The sequence below is a fragment of the Cytobacillus sp. genome (assembly GCF_964223445.1).
In the GTDB taxonomy this organism is placed as follows: Bacteria; Bacillota; Bacilli; order Bacillales; family Cytobacillaceae; genus Cytobacillus.
The window spans coordinates 16,311-33,422 of record NZ_CAXQGS010000028.1 but is presented as its reverse complement, the minus strand read 5'-3'; the positions used below and the strand labels follow the sequence as shown (position 1 = coordinate 33,422).

At 40.0% G+C, this 17,112-nt stretch carries 15 protein-coding genes; 9 read left to right on the top strand and 6 right to left on the bottom strand.

Annotation, left to right across the window (positions count from 1 at the left end; translation table 11 throughout):
- Nucleotides 1-85 precede the first annotated feature (85 nt).
- Entirely contained in the window at nt 86-946 is an 861-nt protein-coding gene (locus ACEQ1T_RS03925; protein ID WP_370221803.1) for a mechanosensitive ion channel family protein, read from the bottom strand.
- Between the two features lie 336 nt (nt 947-1,282).
- Between ACEQ1T_RS03925 and ACEQ1T_RS03920 the strand changes: the two genes are divergently transcribed.
- From ACEQ1T_RS03920 to ACEQ1T_RS03910, 3 genes are all read left to right on the top strand, one after another.
- Nucleotides 1,283-3,037 carry an ABC transporter ATP-binding protein gene (locus tag ACEQ1T_RS03920; protein WP_370221802.1) on the top strand — a complete coding sequence of 585 codons (1,755 nt, stop codon included), beginning with the start codon at nt 1,283-1,285 and terminating at the stop codon, nt 3,035-3,037.
- Nucleotides 3,038-3,048: 11 nt separating this feature from the next.
- Complete coding sequence (locus tag ACEQ1T_RS03915; protein ID WP_370221801.1) at nt 3,049-4,872, top strand: ABC transporter ATP-binding protein; 1,824 nt, start codon at nt 3,049-3,051, stop codon at nt 4,870-4,872.
- Nucleotides 4,873-4,999: 127 nt separating this feature from the next.
- Nucleotides 5,000-5,659, top strand: a complete 660-nt coding sequence (locus tag ACEQ1T_RS03910; RefSeq protein WP_206835972.1) for a TrkA family potassium uptake protein — start codon at nt 5,000-5,002, stop codon at nt 5,657-5,659.
- Between the two features lie 87 nt (nt 5,660-5,746).
- On the opposite strand, the gene rnjA is transcribed toward ACEQ1T_RS03910, so the two are convergent.
- The gene (gene rnjA / locus ACEQ1T_RS03905) at nt 5,747-7,414 is read right to left on the bottom strand and encodes a ribonuclease J1 (protein ID WP_009330987.1); all 1,668 of its coding nucleotides are present in this window, start codon (nt 7,412-7,414) and stop codon (nt 5,747-5,749) included.
- 3 nt (nt 7,415-7,417) lie between these two features.
- Nucleotides 7,418-7,630, bottom strand: coding sequence for a DNA-dependent RNA polymerase subunit epsilon (locus ACEQ1T_RS03900; protein WP_113881784.1), 213 nt, complete (start codon nt 7,628-7,630; stop codon nt 7,418-7,420).
- 622 nt (nt 7,631-8,252) lie between these two features.
- Between ACEQ1T_RS03900 and ACEQ1T_RS03895 the strand changes: the two genes are divergently transcribed.
- Complete coding sequence (locus tag ACEQ1T_RS03895) at nt 8,253-9,029, top strand: Cof-type HAD-IIB family hydrolase (RefSeq protein WP_206835975.1); 777 nt, start codon at nt 8,253-8,255, stop codon at nt 9,027-9,029.
- Between the two features lie 67 nt (nt 9,030-9,096).
- On the opposite strand, the gene def is transcribed toward ACEQ1T_RS03895, so the two are convergent.
- Nucleotides 9,097-9,648, bottom strand: coding sequence for a peptide deformylase (gene def / locus ACEQ1T_RS03890; protein WP_370221800.1), 552 nt, complete (start codon nt 9,646-9,648; stop codon nt 9,097-9,099).
- A gap of 170 nt (nt 9,649-9,818) precedes the next feature.
- Complete coding sequence (locus tag ACEQ1T_RS03885; RefSeq protein WP_081757237.1) at nt 9,819-9,953, bottom strand: YjcZ family sporulation protein; 135 nt, start codon at nt 9,951-9,953, stop codon at nt 9,819-9,821.
- Between the two features lie 265 nt (nt 9,954-10,218).
- Between ACEQ1T_RS03885 and ACEQ1T_RS03880 the strand changes: the two genes are divergently transcribed.
- From ACEQ1T_RS03880 to lpdA, 5 genes are all read left to right on the top strand, one after another.
- The gene (locus ACEQ1T_RS03880) at nt 10,219-10,887 is read left to right on the top strand and encodes a YkyA family protein (RefSeq protein ID WP_370221798.1); all 669 of its coding nucleotides are present in this window, start codon (nt 10,219-10,221) and stop codon (nt 10,885-10,887) included.
- A gap of 602 nt (nt 10,888-11,489) precedes the next feature.
- Nucleotides 11,490-12,605 carry a pyruvate dehydrogenase (acetyl-transferring) E1 component subunit alpha gene (gene pdhA, locus ACEQ1T_RS03875; protein ID WP_009330982.1) on the top strand — a complete coding sequence of 372 codons (1,116 nt, stop codon included), beginning with the start codon at nt 11,490-11,492 and terminating at the stop codon, nt 12,603-12,605.
- A gap of 3 nt (nt 12,606-12,608) precedes the next feature.
- Nucleotides 12,609-13,586, top strand: a complete 978-nt coding sequence (locus ACEQ1T_RS03870; protein ID WP_206835984.1) for an alpha-ketoacid dehydrogenase subunit beta — start codon at nt 12,609-12,611, stop codon at nt 13,584-13,586.
- 87 nt (nt 13,587-13,673) lie between these two features.
- Nucleotides 13,674-15,026 carry a dihydrolipoamide acetyltransferase family protein gene (locus ACEQ1T_RS03865; RefSeq protein WP_370221797.1) on the top strand — a complete coding sequence of 451 codons (1,353 nt, stop codon included), beginning with the start codon at nt 13,674-13,676 and terminating at the stop codon, nt 15,024-15,026.
- Between the two features lie 6 nt (nt 15,027-15,032).
- Entirely contained in the window at nt 15,033-16,442 is a 1,410-nt protein-coding gene (gene lpdA / locus ACEQ1T_RS03860) for a dihydrolipoyl dehydrogenase (RefSeq protein WP_206835989.1), read from the top strand.
- A gap of 50 nt (nt 16,443-16,492) precedes the next feature.
- Here the strand turns inward: lpdA and ACEQ1T_RS03855 are convergent, their stop codons facing one another.
- On the bottom strand, nt 16,493-16,870 hold the full coding sequence (locus tag ACEQ1T_RS03855) for a small peptidoglycan-associated lipoprotein (protein ID WP_370221796.1): 378 nt from the start codon (nt 16,868-16,870) through the stop codon (nt 16,493-16,495).
- Between the last annotated feature and the right edge of the window lie 242 nt (nt 16,871-17,112).

Genomic DNA, 17,112 nt, shown 5'->3' with positions numbered 1-17,112 from the left:
TTACTAAATAAAATTGAAAATGTTAAAAAAGCTGATTTCAAAGAACCTTTTTAGGTTCTGCGAAATCAGCTTTTTGCTTACGGCTTTATCCGGCAGCACTTTCTGATCCTGCCTGTTTTTGAATGAGCACCTGATGAGGGAATGGGATTTCGATTCCGTTAGCTTCTAGTGCTTCCTTCAGTGCTTTTCTCAGCTGTCGTTCGACAGCCCACTGTTCCATGTTTTCTGTCTTGGCAATAATTCTTAATACAACATCAGATGAGCCTAATGTTTGTACGCCAATGACATTAGGTCCCTCAACAATCGCCTGGTTTTCTTTGGCTATCTTGTCGCAGGCTTCCTGGAGAACTGTTATAGCTTCATCAATATCGTCATCATAGGAGATTCCTATATCAACCAGTGCGCGCATATTGCCGCGGGAATGATTGCTCAGACTGGTAATCTCCCGGTTGGGGATATAATGCAATGTTCCGTCAAAACTGCGGATTTGTGTAGTTTTTAATCCGATTTGCTCCACTATTCCTGAGTAGCTTCCAGTTGTAACATAATCCCCGACATCAATTTGCCTTTCCAGCAATATAAAAAACCCTGTTACTACATCGCTGACAAGGCCTTGAGCTCCAAAGCCAACCGCTAATCCGACTACACCGGCACCGGCAAGAATGGCAGTTGCTTTTATGCCGAAAATCTGCAGTATCGTAACAGCAAAAATAAAAATAAGTACGTAAGAGAAAATGTTTTTAGCTAGACTTTGCAGTGTCTTCGATCTTCCTGGAGATATTCTTTCCTTCCTTCCGATTCCCTCAAAACTTTTATGTATGATTTTATTCCCCGCAGACTTAACGATTAAAAAGGCAAAATAGATAGCTGCGAGCTTTAATAGAATAAGTCCGGCATCAATCAGCAGGGCTTCCCAATTTATTTGCGATAAATTTAGATTCTCCATTCTAACGCTTCCTTTCAGTATGATTAAAGTCATCATTTTATCGCAACAGCGCTTTATATGCAAACGGTTAGCCTTTCTATCATGTGGACAGCACTAGATAATGGCTGGATGGGGAATTCTAAATTTTAATGCAGTTTTCTAGATTGGAAGCCATATTATCGACTTTCAAGGGCATTAATAATGATTAGGAGCTTTCATAGACTCACTAAAAAGATAGACTTCAAAAAAAGTGGAAAAATCAAACAAAAAGGGGTGGAAAAATAATTCGAAACTCGATATATTTAATATTACGTTCTAACTTTTCTAATTTTTCAGCAAGTTAAAGGGGGAATGCAAATGGAAACATTTAAAAAATTAAAGCAATATTATTGGCCATTCAAACATTATTTTATCTGGTCCATATTCTTTCTGTTTATTGTGACAGCGATAACGGTTGTGTATCCAATGATCCTGCAGCTGACAATTGATGAGGTTGTCATAGGGGGGAATTATGGGTGGATACCCTATTTGGCCTTAGGCTTCATTGCCATAATGGCTGTAAAAGGGGCAGCGACTTATATCCATCAGTACACCGGTGATTTGTTTGGGATCAAATCGGTCTATGAACTTAGAAATGTACTTTATGAAAAGCTGCAGTTCTTGCCGTTTAGATATTATGACAATGCAAAAACAGGCGATTTAATGTCGCGGCTTACTGCAGATGTTGAGGGGTTCCGTTTTTTTCTTTCATTCGGATTTTCTGAACTCATTCGTTTTGTTTTACTGATCCTTATCAGTGTTTCTGTCATGTTTTATTATTCTATTCCGCTGGCGATTGTTACTCTTATTACGCTGCCTTTCCTCGCGGTAGTCACCTTTAAATTCGATAAAGCTGTGCATCCGGCATTCCGGAGCATCCGCAAATCCTTTGGGCGGCTGAATACAAAAGTCCAGGAAAACATAAGCGGAATCAATACAGTGAAGTCATTATCACGAGAAGATTTTGAGATTAATAAATTCAATGACTCTAACAGTGACTATAAGGATAAATATCTTTTTACTTCTGATATTTGGGCTAAGTATTTTCCGTTAATGGAGTTTCTGGGCAATTTAAGTGTTGTATTGCTCCTGGCTTACGGAGGTTATCTTGTTATGGCAGACAGTCTGAAGCCAGGGGAACTAGTCGCTTTTTATAGCCTTGTCTGGTATATTATGTGGCCTATTATGAATCTTGGTTTTATCGTTAATCTATTTTCGCAGTCTAAAGCTTCCGGAGAGCGTCTCATTGAGATCCTTGAGGCAGATAATGAGATTGAGGATATAGAATCATGTGTGAAGGCAGAACGTTTGCTGGGTGAGGTGGAATTTCGCAATGTTACGCTGAAATATAGCAAGGATGATAATGACGCTTTATCCAATATCTCTTTTCATGCTGAGCCAGGAAAGGTGATCGGGTTAATAGGCTCGACGGGATCAGGGAAAACGAGCCTAACACAGCTTATGACAAGATTTTATGAGCCAACTGAAGGTCATGTGATTATTGATGGGGTAAATGTGCAGGAGTACTCTCTTCAATCACTGAGAAGAAACATTGGCTTTGTTCTTCAGGAATCTTTTTTGTTTTCTTCTTCGATTAAAGCGAATATTGCATTTGGGAAACCTGATTCCACCATGGAGGACATCATTGAAGCTGCCAAACGTGCACAGGCACATGAATTTATCATGGAACTTCCTGATCAATACGATACCGTACTTGGCGAGAGGGGCATGGGGCTTTCAGGCGGTCAGAAGCAAAGGATTGCGATAGCAAGGGCCATCTGTGCAGATCCCAGCATTTTAGTTTTGGATGATGCAACAAGTGCTGTGGATATGGAAACAGAATTCAGAATACAAAAAGCTCTGAAAGAAGTAATGGCTGATCGAACTACCTTTATCATTGCCCACCGGATTTCTTCACTAAAGCATGCAGATGAAATCCTTGTACTGGAAAACGGGAGAGTGGCTGAACGGGGGACACATGAAAAGCTCCTTAAAAATAATGGCCCATATCAGCGGATTTACGATATTCAATATCAGGACCGCGATGTGGTTCTCCAATCAAATGCAGGCTAGGAGGTGCCCCCTTGAAAAAAACTAAATTAAGAAATGATAATGTGTTAAATAGATTTCAATACTCAGCAGACGAAGTCATTGAGAAGCCGTTTAACTGGAAGCAGATGCTGCGCTTGTTCAGTTATATGGAGCCATACAGAAAAAATTTGCTTCCGCTCTCTATTATAATGGTTTTAATAAATACAGCAGTCAGACTGATTATTCCGATCTTAATCGGTGTGTACACATTAGATAAAGCTTTGATTGAAAAGGACGGTCAACTGCTTGCCTTTCTAGTTTCAGTGATTGCGCTTCTCTACACCATTTCATATGCTGCAAACTATTTCAGGATTAAATGGATGAATAAGCTGGGCCAAAGTGTAATTTATGATCTGCGGAAACATTTATTTACACACGTACAAACGCTTTCGCATCGTTTTTTTGATCAGCGTTCGGCAGGATCCATACTGGTAAGAATCATGAATGACATAAATTCGCTTCAGGAGCTGTTTACCAATGGAGTCATAAATCTTCTGATGGATCTGATCATGCTTGCAGGGATTTTTATTATTTTATTTACACTTAGCCCTGAACTGACTCTGGCTATAATGGTTATTTTGCCTATCATGTTTTTTATTTCCACTAGTTTGCGGAGAAATATCCGCAGATCGTGGCAAACCGTCCGGTTAAAACAATCTAAATTGAATTCTCACTTAAATGAAAGTATTCAGGGGATAAGGATTACCCAGTCTTTTACACAGGAAAAAGAGAATATGGCATTCTTTGATGGTGTGAATACTGAGAATTTTGAAAGCTGGAGAATTGCATCCCAGAAAAATGCGATGTTCAGGCCGCTGGTTGAATTGACCAATGCCCTGGGTACGGCTGTACTGATTTGGTTTGGGGCACATCTGATTCAGGATGGGTCAATCTCGATCGGTGTATTTGTTTCTTTTGCTTTTTATTTAGGGATGTTCTGGGAGCCTATTTCCCGGCTTGGTATGGTGTATAACCAGCTGCTCATGGGAATGGCGTCATCTGAAAGAATCTTTGAGTTTCTCGATGAGAAACCAATCGTTTCGGAAAGGAACGATGCCTTTCTTTTACCGGAGATAAAAGGTAAGATTGAATTTGAGAATGTCACATTTTCTTATGATGAAAAAAGAACAGCCTTAAATGGGGTTTCCCTTGAGATAAAATCAGGGCAAACTGCGGCGTTAGTCGGGCATACAGGATCGGGTAAAACGACGATTGCGAATTTAATCAGCCGTTTTTATGATCCTTCGGGAGGTTTTGTGAAAATTGATGGCTATGACTTAACGGATGTTTCCTTATCAAGTTTGCGCAGGCAAATCAGTGTGGTGCTGCAGGATACTTTTATATTTTCAGGAACAATCTATGATAACATCCGTTTTGGCAGACCTGATGCAACTGATGAAAAAGTGGTGGAAGCAGCCAAAGCTGTTGGTGCACATGGATTTATTGAAAAACTTTCAAAGGGATACGAAACTGAAGTGGAAGAAAGAGGAAATATATTATCAGTGGGAGAGAGGCAGCTCGTCTCCTTTGCCCGTGCTTTGCTTGCAGATCCGCGGATTCTTATACTTGATGAAGCTACTGCCAGTATTGACACTGAGACAGAGGTGAAAATTCAGCATGCTTTAAAAACACTTCTGAAGGGAAGAACAGCCATTATTATTGCCCATAGGCTATCTACGATCCGTGAATCCGATCAAATCTTTGTGCTGGATCATGGAAATATATTAGAACAAGGAACTCATGAAGAATTGATGAATGCAAAAGGTGAATATTATCATTTGGTAAAAGCACAGTTCAATATGCTTGATGCAATGTGAATGAACAAAATGAAACCTCCGAGTGGAGGTTTTATTTTGTCAGGAAGGAACATATTATGGATAGACTCCTGTCTGTGCTATTATGGTATTATTGTCTATATTGCTAACTTTGCTGGGGGAAGATAGGATGAAAAAAGAATTTGCTGTTATCGGACTTGGACGTTTTGGAGGAAGCATCTGCCATGCTCTGGCAGAAGAAGGCATGGAAGTAATGGCGATTGATGTAAATGAAGACCGTGTGAACGAATTTGCGAGAATCGCTTCACACGCAGTGGTTGGCGATACTACGGATGAATCCGTTATCAAGAGTTTGGGAATACGCAATTTTGACCATGTTATAGTGGCGATTGGCGATAATATTCAGGCCTCTATCCTGACCACATTAATTTTAAAAGAGGTAGGAGTTAAAAGGATTACGGTTAAGGCTCAAAATGATTATCATGCAAAGGTATTGAGGAAAATAGGAGCAGATCATGTTGTTCATCCTGAAAGGGATATGGGCAGAAGGATTGCCCATAGTATCGTTTCAAATAATGTTCTGGATTATTTGGAACTATCGGATGAGCATAGCATTGTAGAAATCGTGGCTAATGAAAAACTTGCCGGCCATAGCATTATTGATCTTGATATCCGTGCAAAGTACGGTATCAACATTGTTGCAATCAAAAGAAAAAATGAAATTATCGTATCTCCGCAGGCGAATGAAAAAATACAATTTGACGACATCCTAATTGTTATTGGAGCAGACGTAGATATCAACCGTTTTGAAAAGAAAGTGATGTCTTAATTTGAAAAGGCTGTATCTCTCAAGTGAGTGATACAGCCTTTATTTTATACAAAATACATTATAGATCTACACACGCCAATAAAGGTTTTAAACTTCCATGATAATTGGTAAAATCATTGGACGGCGCTTTGTTTTTTCATAAAGGAATGGTGCAAGTGTGTCAGTGATTTCATTCTTGATTTCTGACCATTGAGTTGTTCTGCGTTCCATAACCTTGCTTAAGTGTTTTGTAATAAGTGCCTGTGCATCATTGATTAAATCTCCGGATTCCCTCATGTAGACGAATCCGCGGGAAATTAAGTCAGGGCCGGCGGCAATTTTGAAATCCTTCATATTGATGCTTACTACGACAACCACTAAACCTTCTTCAGAAAGAATGCGGCGGTCCCGTAAAACGATATTTCCGATATCACCGATTCCGCTTCCATCAATATAAACAGAACCAGACGGTATTTTTCCTGCTACTTGAGCAGAATCTTCGCTGAGGGCCAGTACTTCACCATTATCCATGATGAAGCAGTTCTCTTCATCCACTCCACAATCCACAGCTAATTTGGCATGCATTTTCTGCATTCTGTATTCACCATGAATCGGCATGAAGAATTTTGGCTTAATTAAGCGAAGCATTAGTTTTTGTTCTTCCTGACCGCCATGACCTGATGTATGAATATCGCTTAGCTTGCCATATATGACTTCTGCACCTGCACGGGAAAGTCTGTCAATGGTTCTGCTGACACTAATTGTGTTCCCGGGAATGGGTGAGGAAGAGAATACAACAGTGTCGCCAGGAATGATTTGGATCTGGCGATGCGTTCCGTTAGCAATTCTTGATAGGGCTGCCATTGGCTCTCCCTGGCTTCCTGTACATAGTATAGTCACCTGATTGGCTGGAAGTCTATTAATTTGATGCGCATCAATAAAGGTGTCTTTTGGTGCCTGAATATAACCCAATTCCTGTCCGATATTTATAGCTGCTTCCATGCTTCTTCCAAAAACAGCAATTTTTCTGCCATTCGTGACGGCCGCTTCAGTCACCTGCTGAAGACGGTGGATATTAGAAGCGAAAGTGGCAAAGATAATCCGTCCTTCAACTTTGCGGAAGATATCATGAATACTGTCGCCAACCCGGCGTTCAGACATAGTGAATTCAGGTATTTCGCTGTTTGTGCTGTCAGAAAGCAGGCAAAGGACGCCTTCCTTTCCGATTTCAGCCATTTTTGTCAGGTTGGCCGGTTCTCCCACAGGAGTGAAGTCAAATTTGAAGTCCCCAGTGTGAACAACTTGTCCAGGCGGTGTTTTAACAACGATGCCATATGAATCAGGGATACTGTGAGTCGTCCGGAAAAAAGTTACGGATGTTTTTCTGAACTTAATGATATCGTCTTCCTTGATTTCATGAAGAGTGGTTTGTCTCAAGAGTCCGTGTTCTTCAAGTTTATTTCTAAGCAGGCCAAGGGCCAGCTTTCCGCCGTAGACCGGAATATTAACTTCTCTTAGGAGATATGGAATTCCTCCAATATGGTCTTCATGTCCATGAGTGATAAATAATCCCTTGATCTTATCTTCGTTTTTCACTAAGTAAGTGTAATCAGGAATAACATAATCGATTCCGAGAAGTTCGTCCTCAGGGAATTTAATTCCAGCATCAATTAGGATAATCTCATCCTGGAATTGCACAGCATAAGTATTTTTTCCGATTTCACCCAGTCCGCCCAGAGCAAAAACGGCTGTTTGATCATTTTTAACAAATTTCATAAATTACTCAATCTCCAATACTTTAAAGTCTTCATTTTGTTTTTCATATTCCAGGAATTCTCCTTGGACAGATGTTACAAATTCAATATTATAGTTGCGGTCAGCCAGCTTTTTGCGTACGTCTCTTTCAGAATCGCCTTCCACAAAAATAGTTTTTGTTTTTTCTCTAACCGGTACCTCTGTCTTAGAATCCTGATAATATACCTTGAAAATCATTTCTATCTCTCCTTAATCCGATAAAAAACTTTTATCTAATATATAAAATAATAACATGTATTACATGTTTTTTCCTGCCGGATATGAATAATAAATTCTTCTCAGTCCTAATATGCTCCCGAATCTATGTAAAATAGTATACTGATAACCAATTTACAATAAGGAAGGAGCCCTTCGCAAGTTTGAAGGGCTCAAATTTGTCAGGCAATAGATTTTTTTCGAAGCATTTCATTCCACTGTTTTAAAAGCTTCTTTCTCAGCTTCTTTAACATAGTGGATCAACTCCTTACTTTCTATTTTAAACGATCCTTGTCCAAAGTAAAGGCAGCAAGGACGTTTTAAACAGATTTTTGTAAATAATGAGGTCTTTTTACTAACGGTCTAGCGCAAGCAGCCCTGCCCCTCGAGGGTGTAATTGGGGGAAGGAGCTTCCGCTTTTCTTAATTATATTATATGGTAAGATAGTTAAATCTCTCGTGGATAAAAATGGAAATATCCATTGTTTATAGCACGGAAATTGACTTTTTAACTTTGTGGGTTTAGTGTTTTATTACGGTAAATCATATGGAAATCATATAATAGCAGCCAGTAAAATAACGCTTGAAAGGAAGTTAATTTTTAAATGAAAAAGATTGTTTTCTTTGATATAGATGGGACTTTATTAGATCACGATAAAAACTTGCCGGACAGTACGAAAGAGGCAATCGTCAAGCTGAAAAAGAATGGGACTTTCGTGGCAATTGCTACCGGCAGGGCTCCTTTCATGTTTGAAAGTCTTCGCAGCGATCTTGATATTGATTCATTTGTCAGCTTTAATGGTCAATATGTAGTATTCGAAAACGAACCTATTTACCGGAATCCTCTAAAATCATCTGAGATTGAAAAGCTATACCTGCATGCACAGTCAAACGGGCATCCATTGGTGTTTATGAATGAGAAAACGATGAAATCTACTGTACACCACCATGCATTTATTGAGGAAAGCATGGGGAGCTTAAAGTTCCCGCATCCGGAGGAAGATCGTGAGTTTTACAGCGGCAGGGAATTATATCAATCGCTGCTGTTCTGTGAGGAAAAGGATGAGGAAAAGTATATTTCTTCTTCTATATATCCTGATTTTGGCTTTATCAGGTGGCATCCATACTCTGTTGATGTTTTGCCTGCAGGCGGGTCTAAAGCTGAGGGAATAAAACAAATGATAAAAAGGCTTGGGTTTGATTTGAAGGATGTATATGCGTTTGGAGATGGACTAAATGATATAGAGATGCTTAACGCTGTCGGAACCGGGATAGCAATGGGCAATGCAGAAGATGTGGTTAAGAAGGCAGCAGACCATGTAACTTCCGGCGTGGACGATGAAGGAATTTGGAAGGGACTAAAGGAACTTCAATTAATATAGAAAATGAAGGAAAGCATCCGTTTAATTATCTGGAGGCTTTCCTTTTGTTATGCTATGCAGCAGCAATCTACCGTTCTATAGCAATTGCATTTTCAATCGGCTGAAACGGATTTTGTTTATTAATGTGATCGTAAAACATGATTCCGTTCAGATGATCAATTTCGTGCTGAAATACAATGGCTGGCAGCCCTTTAAGCTTAAGTTTAACTTCTTTGCCCTCCAGGTCGGTACCTTTTACAGTCACTTTTGCATATCTGGGCACAAAACCGGGTATGGATTCATCAACAGATAGACAGCCCTCCCCAGCAGCCAGATAAGAACGCTGCACAGAATGGCTGATGATCTTAGGGTTAAAGAGAGCATAACTGTATAGCTCCTGGTTATAGGTAACATGAACAGCGATCATCCGCCTCGAAATATTAATTTGAGGAGCAGCTAAACCAATGCCGGCCCTTAAGCCATATTTTGCAGAAAGCTCTGGATCCTGGCTGTTTTTTACATATTCCATCATTTCTTTTAAGATTTGTATTTCTTCTGAAGATGGAGGCATGTTCACTTCCGCGGCAATTTTCCTTAAAGTTGGGTGGCCGTCGCGAATAATATCTTTCATGCTCAGCATGATTATCACTCCCGCTAAGTAATAAAGAATAGAAAAATGGCTAAATTATTGGCAAGAAGATCAAATGGCATAGCCCAAAAAAGCCATGTGTCTATTTAATTATATTCAGTCTATCAGAGCGGGGCAAAAAAGTTAATAAGAGAAGGCGCCCTTGGCACCTTCTCAAGTAATTAAAACTTCCAGCAAGCGCAGCCAACTATGATTAAGAGAATGAATAATACTACAATTAACGCAAATCCTCTGCCGCAGCCGGCTCCTGCTACTGGATAACCGCATCCATAACCGTATCCGCCATATCCGTACATGAAGGATAACCTCCCTAAAGTAAGATTATCGTCCATTTTTTTTTGACTTGCCGCATCGGACGATTAATATAGCCTATGTTTCATATGATGTTTGGTGTAGGCCTTTGCCCAAGTCATAAAGGAAAAATGAAGTGAATAGATTTAAATTATACTTGTAAAAAGGACAAGCTCTGCAATGGTGCGAAGTGTGTCAAACCAAAGGGCTATTGTCAAACCGGACAGGTACCTTTATAGTTAAAAATGTTATTAGTAAGGAGGTTTCAATGTGTCGATTTTGAACAAAAGCAGACTGCTGCTTGTTTTTATCATAGGGGCTTTCATCCTCACAGGCTGTATGAACAGTCCTGATCCGGAGGAAAAAATGTATGATGTGCTGGAGGATGTAGTAGCTAAAGAAAAGGAATTTGAGAAGCAGCAGGAACCGCTCGTAAAGCTGGAGAAAAGAGAAAAGGAATTATACGATAAAATTATCAACCTGGGAATGAAGGATTTCGAGGAAATTAAAAAGCTGTCTGATGAAGCTTCCTCCATTGTGGATCAGCGGATAACTCATATGGAGAAAGAGCAGGAAAGCATCCTGGCGTCAAAAAATGAATTTGAATCATTATCTCCGATCATAGAGGAGATAGAGGATCAAAAATTAAAAGATAAAGCCAAAGAGCTGTATGAAATTATGATGGACAGGTATAAAATCCATGACACTCTTTACGAGGATTATTCGAAAGCGACGCAATTAGATAAAGAGTTATATGCCATGTTTAAAAAGGAAGATCTTACTCTAGAACAGCTGGAAGACCAGGTAAGCAAAATAAATGACATGTATGAAAAAATACTGGCTTCAAATAAGCAGTTCAATGAAAAAACAAAAGAGTATAATGAATCAAAACTGGATTTCTATAAAGAAGCAGGTCTTGAAGTAAATACAGAAGAATAATATTAATGCCGGCATATTTATGCCCGGCATTTTTTTGCTTTTTGGCTATTCTAAAAGCATGAATGGAAGGAAACAGAGACTCACAATGAATCCGCTTTCTGTTTGGGAGCAGTTCTTTTTATTTTAAGATAATGACAGGTGATTTTTCTTTACTATAACACATCAAAATATAAGAGTTTTTTATAGTACAGATGGAAATAAGCCGATAATACAGTTTAGGTTATCAATAAAAAATATAAAAAGTATGCTTACTGTGAAAAACAAAAAGCAAGGTAATTGACTAAGGTCTTGAAGGTGTATTAAACTAAATCTCGTAATTATTTCTGTATCAATTATGTTGCAAAATAAATTGATACAGAATATGATAGTTAAAGATGAACAGAAAGACGTTTTTTTAGAAGTGATCTGTGGAACACTATTTAAAAGTATGCATATGGCAGTCACATGTTCTGCTATTTAGAGATGCTTAATAAAACATGCCTAAATGAGAAAACTTTATGCCTTTGAAAGAGTATCTAATATGGCTTCGTTTTGGGTAACCTAAATTTTGTGTATAAAAACTCTTAATTAACGTCTTTTTATGAAAGGAAAGGGTGACTGATATGGCTTCTAAAACAAAGAAGGCACAATTCGATGCTAAAAAACAGCTCGAAACAGTTGAAGAACAGTTCCAAACTCTACAAATTTTAAACGAAGAAGGCAAGGTTGTTAATGAATCAGCTATGCCTGACTTAAGCGATGAGCAGCTTCAGGAATTAATGCGCCGTATGGTATATACTCGCATTCTTGATCAGCGATCTATTTCACTTAACAGACAAGGCCGTTTGGGCTTCTATGCTCCTACTGCAGGACAGGAAGCTTCTCAGCTTGCATCCCATTTTGCATTGGAGAAAGAAGATTTCATTCTTCCAGGATATCGTGATGTTCCTCAAATCATATGGCACGGCCTTCCGTTATACCAGGCTTTCCTATGGTCCCGCGGACACTTCGAAGGCGGAAACATCCCTGAAGGTGTAAATGTCATTTCACCTCAGATTATCATTGGAGCCCAATATATTCAGACTGCAGGGGTCGCTCTTGGAATGAAGAAGCGCGGCGAAAAGAAAGTTGCCATCACTTATACTGGCGACGGCGGTGCTTCACAAGGTGACTTCTATGAAGGCATCAACTTTGCAGGAGCATTCAAAGCACCTGCTATCTTCATTGTTCAAAATAATCGCTTTGCCATCTCTACTCCTGTAGAAAAGCAATCAGCCGCGAAAACAATTGCACAAAAAGCAGTGGCAGCCGGAATACCTGGAATTCAGGTTGATGGTATGGATCCGCTTGCTGTGTATGCAGCTGTTCGTGAAGCGCGTGAACGTGCATTGAATGGTGAAGGTCCTACACTAATCGAAACTTTGACTTACCGCTACGGTCCACACACAATGGCTGGTGACGATCCAACACGTTACCGTACTTCTGATCTTGATAATGAATGGGAAAAGAAAGATCCGCTTGTTCGTTTCCGCAAGTTCCTTGAAGATAAGGGCATCTGGAATGAAGACATGGAAAACGAAGTAATTGAACAAGCAAAAGAAGATATTAAAGAAGCAATTAAAAAGGCTGATGACACACCTAAACAAAAGGTTACTGACCTTATGAACATCATGTATGAAGAAATGCCTTATAACCTAAAAGAACAGTATGAAATATACAAAGAAAAGGAGTCGAAGTAAGCCATGGCGCAAATGACAATGATTCAGGCAATTACTGATGCTCTTCGCACAGAATTGCGCAACGATCCGGATGTTTTGGTATTCGGTGAAGATGTGGGCGTAAACGGCGGCGTTTTCCGTGCTACCGAAGGCCTTCAAAAAGAATTCGGCGAAGAGCGTGTATTTGATACACCACTTGCTGAATCCGGAATCGGCGGTCTGGCAGTCGGTCTTGGTTTACAGGGCTTCCGTCCGGTACCTGAAATTCAATTTTTTGGATTCGTTTACGAAGTAATGGATTCTATCTCCGGCCAGCTTGCACGTATGCGTTACCGCTCTGGCGGAAGATACAGCGCACCTGTTACAATCCGCTCACCATTTGGGGGAGGCGTACATACTCCTGAAATGCACGCGGACAGCCTTGAAGGCTTAATGGCTCAACAGCCTGGCCTTAAAGTTGTTATCCCGTCAACACCTTATGATGCAAAAGGGTTGCTTATTTCAGCTATCCGTGATAACGACCCGGTTATTTTCCTTGAGCACATGAAATTATACCGTTCTTTCCGCCAGGAGGTCCCTGAAGAAGAATATACTATTCCTCTAGGCAAGGCAGAAGTAAAGCGTGAAGGTTCAGACTTAACAATTGTGACTTACGGCGCAATGGTTCATGAATCATTAAAAGCGGCTGAAGAGCTTGAAAAAGAAGGCAAGTCAGTTGAAGTAATTGACTTGCGTACTGTTGCACCGCTTGATATCGAAACGATTATTGCTTCTGTTGAGAAAACAGGCAGAGCAATAGTTGTTCAGGAAGCGCAAAAACAAGCTGGTATTGCAGCAAATGTCGTTGCAGAAATCAATGATCGTGCAATTCTCAGCCTGGAAGCTCCAGTCCTGCGTGTAGCTGCACCAGATACTGTATTTGCTTTCCCGCAAGCTGAAACGGTTTGGCTTCCAAACTATAAAGATGTAATCGAGACAGCTAAAAAAGTTCTTGAATTTTAATTGTATATAACTGATAACACAAGGGGGGAAATATCCCCCTGACGTGTTTTACTATGAACGAGCGAAATAATAGGAGGGTGAATTCCATTGGCATTCCAATTTAGATTGCCTGATATCGGTGAAGGTATCCATGAAGGTGAAATCGTCAAGTGGTTTGTAAAGCCAGGCGATGAAGTACAAGAAGATGACGTGCTTTGTGAAGTTCAAAATGATAAAGCAGTTGTAGAGATTCCTTCCCCTGTTAAAGGTAAAGTTGAAGAAATTCTTGTTGAAGAAGGTACAGTCGCAACTGTAGGTCAAGTATTGATCACTTTTGATGCTCCAGGATATGAAGACCTTAAATTTAAGGGAGACCATGAAGATGAGGCTCCTAAAGAAGAAAAAACAGAAGCACAAGTACAGGCAACAGCTGAAGCTGGCCAGGACGTGAAGAAGGAAGAAGCTCCTGCACAAGATGCACCAAAAGAAGGAGTAGTTATTTCCGAGGCTGATGTTGATCCTAACCGCCGCATTATTGCGATGCCTTCTGTTAGAAAATATGCTCGTGACAAAGGCGCGGACATTCGCCAGGTAGCTGGAAGCGGCAAAAATGGGCGCATTCAAAAAGCTGACATTGATGCCTTCCTGAATGGCGGGGCACAAGCTCAGTCTGCTGAAGCACCTGCAGAGGAAGCTGCACCAAAAGCTGAAGCAAAAGAAACTGCACCTGCAGCTGCACAGGCGATTCCTGCTGGACAATATCCAGAAACACGCGAGAAAATGAGCGGAATCCGTAAAGCTATTGCGAAAGCTATGGTAAACTCTAAGCATACAGCTCCACACGTTACATTAATGGATGAAATTGATGTTACAAAACTTGTTGCACACCGCAAGAAATTTAAAGAAGTTGCAGCTAATAAAGGAATTAAGCTTACATTCCTTCCTTATGTGGTAAAAGCATTAACAAGTGCATTGCGTGAATTCCCGGCACTAAACACTTCAATCGATGATGCAGCAGGTGAAATCATTCAAAAGCATTACTACAACATCGGTATTGCAGCGGATACTGAAAAAGGTCTTCTTGTGCCAGTTGTTAAGGATGCAGACCGCAAGTCTACATTCGCCATTTCAAATGAAATCAATGAGCTAGCTGGTAAAGCGCGTGATGGCAAGCTTGCTCCAGATGAAATGAAGGGTGCTTCATGCACAATTACAAATATCGGTTCTGCCGGCGGTCAATGGTTTACTCCGGTTATCAATCATCCTGAAGTTGCGATTCTTGGAATTGGCCGCATAGCTGAAAAGCCAGTAGTGAAGGATGGAGAAATTGTTGCTGCTCCAGTATTGGCATTGTCACTAAGCTTTGACCACAGAATTATTGATGGAGCAACTGCACAAAATGCATTAAATCACATTAAGCGTTTACTGAACGATCCAGAACTATTGTTAATGGAGGCGTAATAACAAATGGTAGTAGGAGATTTCCCAATCGAAACAGATACTATAGTCATTGGTGCGGGTCCTGGTGGATATGTTGCAGCGATTCGTGCAGCACAGCTTGGACAAAAAGTAACAATCGTAGAAAAAGCTAATATGGGCGGAGTTTGCTTAAACGTTGGATGTATTCCTTCAAAGGCTTTAATCGCAGCAGGACACCGCTACGAGAATGCAAAGCACTCAGATGTAATGGGTATTACAGCTGAAAATGTAAAAGTTGACTTTACAAAAGTACAAGAATTTAAATCCGGTGTAGTTAATAAGCTTACTGGAGGAGTAGAAGGTCTTTTAAAGGGCAATAAAGTCGACATCGTACGCGGGGAAGCTTACTTCGTTGATTCGAATACCCTTCGTGTAATGGATGATAATTCCGCACAAACTTATACATTTAAAAATGCGATCATTGCTACAGGATCTCGTCCAATTGAATTGCCAGCGTTTAAATTCTCTAAACGAGTTCTTGATTCAACAGGTGCCCTTGCACTTCAAGAGATTCCTGAAAAAATCGTCGTTATTGGCGGCGGTGTAATCGGAATTGAACTTGGCGGAGCTTATGCGAATTTTGGTTCTCAAGTAACAGTTCTTGAGGGTGCAGATGATATCCTTATCGGTTTTGAGAAGCAAATGTCATCACTTGTTAAACGGAACTTAAAGAAAAAAGGCGTTGAATTCATTACGAAGGCACTTGCTAAAGGTGTTGAAGAGAATGAAAACGGAGTTACCGTTAAGTTTGAAGAAAAAGGCGAAGAGAAATCTCTTGATGCAGATTATGTATTTGTAATGGTTGGAAGACGTCCAAATACAGACGAACTGGGCTTAGAACAAGCCGGCATTAAAATGACTGAACGCGGTGTTATTGAAATCGATAAACAATGCCGTACGAATGTAAGCAACATTTATGCTATTGGTGATATTGTTGCAGGTCCTCAATTGGCTCATAAAGCTTCTTACGAAGGTAAGATTGCTGCAGAAGCAATTGCAGGCCATAACGCAGAAATTGATTACTTAGCAATCCCAGCTGTGGTATTCTCTGAGCCTGAATTGGCTTCTGTAGGATATACTGAGCAGCAGGCTAAAGAAGAAGGAATCGAAGTTACGGCAGCGAAGTTCCCATTCGCAGCTAATGGCCGTGCCCTTGCGCTTGATTCCACTGACGGCTTTTTAAAGCTAGTGACACGCAAAGAAGATGGCCTAGTAATCGGTGCCCAAATCGCTGGCGCAAGTGCCTCTGATATGATTGCTGAGCTAGGTTTGGCTATTGAAGCAGGCATGACTGCAGAAGATCTTGCCATGACTATTCATGCTCATCCAACATTGGGTGAAATCACAATGGAAGCAGCAGAAGTTGCTATTGGAAGCCCAATTCACATTGTAAAATAATAATTAAAAAAATCCTTCCTGCCAGGGGAGGATTTTTTTGTAAATGATGATTACTTTTCATCCATAGCATCGGCAAGTGGATTAATAATCTTCTCTTTGGGTACAGTGCCTTTTATTTCTACAATCACTTTATCTTGATATACCAGCAGCATGGCAGGGCAGCTCTCTACATTATAATTGCTTATATGGCTGGATTCAGATGCTGTAATGACTTTCATATTCTTGATCAGTTCCGGATAGTTGCTCTTTAATTCGATGATGGCATCATAATAGGCAATTTCCTGTTCATATTGTTTATTATCCGTGAAAAAAATGAGCTGTTTAACACTATCGTCTATCTTCAGCTCTTTTTCTACTTCCTTATGATTGCATGAAGAGGTCACAAACAAGAGTGTAGTAATTAATATCAGCGGCAGACCTTTCATCATTTTGCCCTCACTTTGTTATAAATTCCACCGTATGACATAAGATTGTTTTATCTGAAGCAGTATAGAAGTCTTGGTAATTTTCCAGTCTTCTAACAGTTGATGAGCAATTCATAATAAGCATCTAATATTAATGAGTATTTTATCATATAGCGATAGAAAATTTTGGCTTGTCATTCAAATGTTACAGAAATGAAAAATAAGAATATCCTTTTCAACATATATTACATACACAAGTGTTTCTT

Bases quoted from the DNA above. Each gene is read 5' to 3' on its own strand.
- ACEQ1T_RS03900 (WP_113881784.1), bottom strand. From the start codon at position 7,630: ATGATTTTCAAGGTATATTATCAGGATTCTAAGACAGAGGTACCGGTT.
- ACEQ1T_RS03910 (WP_206835972.1), top strand. From the start codon at position 5,000: ATGAAAAAAGAATTTGCTGTTATCGGACTTGGACGTTTTGGAGGAAGC.
- ACEQ1T_RS03925 (WP_370221803.1), bottom strand. From the start codon at position 946: ATGGAGAATCTAAATTTATCGCAAATAAATTGGGAAGCCCTGCTGATT.
- def (WP_370221800.1), bottom strand. From the start codon at position 9,648: ATGCTGAGCATGAAAGATATTATTCGCGACGGCCACCCAACTTTAAGG.
- ACEQ1T_RS03855 (WP_370221796.1), bottom strand. From the start codon at position 16,870: ATGATGAAAGGTCTGCCGCTGATATTAATTACTACACTCTTGTTTGTG.
- ACEQ1T_RS03885 (WP_081757237.1), bottom strand. From the start codon at position 9,953: ATGTACGGATATGGCGGATACGGTTATGGATGCGGTTATCCAGTAGCA.
- rnjA (WP_009330987.1), bottom strand. From the start codon at position 7,414: ATGAAATTTGTTAAAAATGATCAAACAGCCGTTTTTGCTCTGGGCGGA.
- ACEQ1T_RS03895 (WP_206835975.1), top strand. From the start codon at position 8,253: ATGAAAAAGATTGTTTTCTTTGATATAGATGGGACTTTATTAGATCAC.
- pdhA (WP_009330982.1), top strand. From the start codon at position 11,490: ATGGCTTCTAAAACAAAGAAGGCACAATTCGATGCTAAAAAACAGCTC.
- ACEQ1T_RS03920 (WP_370221802.1), top strand. From the start codon at position 1,283: ATGGAAACATTTAAAAAATTAAAGCAATATTATTGGCCATTCAAACAT.
- ACEQ1T_RS03870 (WP_206835984.1), top strand. From the start codon at position 12,609: ATGGCGCAAATGACAATGATTCAGGCAATTACTGATGCTCTTCGCACA.
- lpdA (WP_206835989.1), top strand. From the start codon at position 15,033: ATGGTAGTAGGAGATTTCCCAATCGAAACAGATACTATAGTCATTGGT.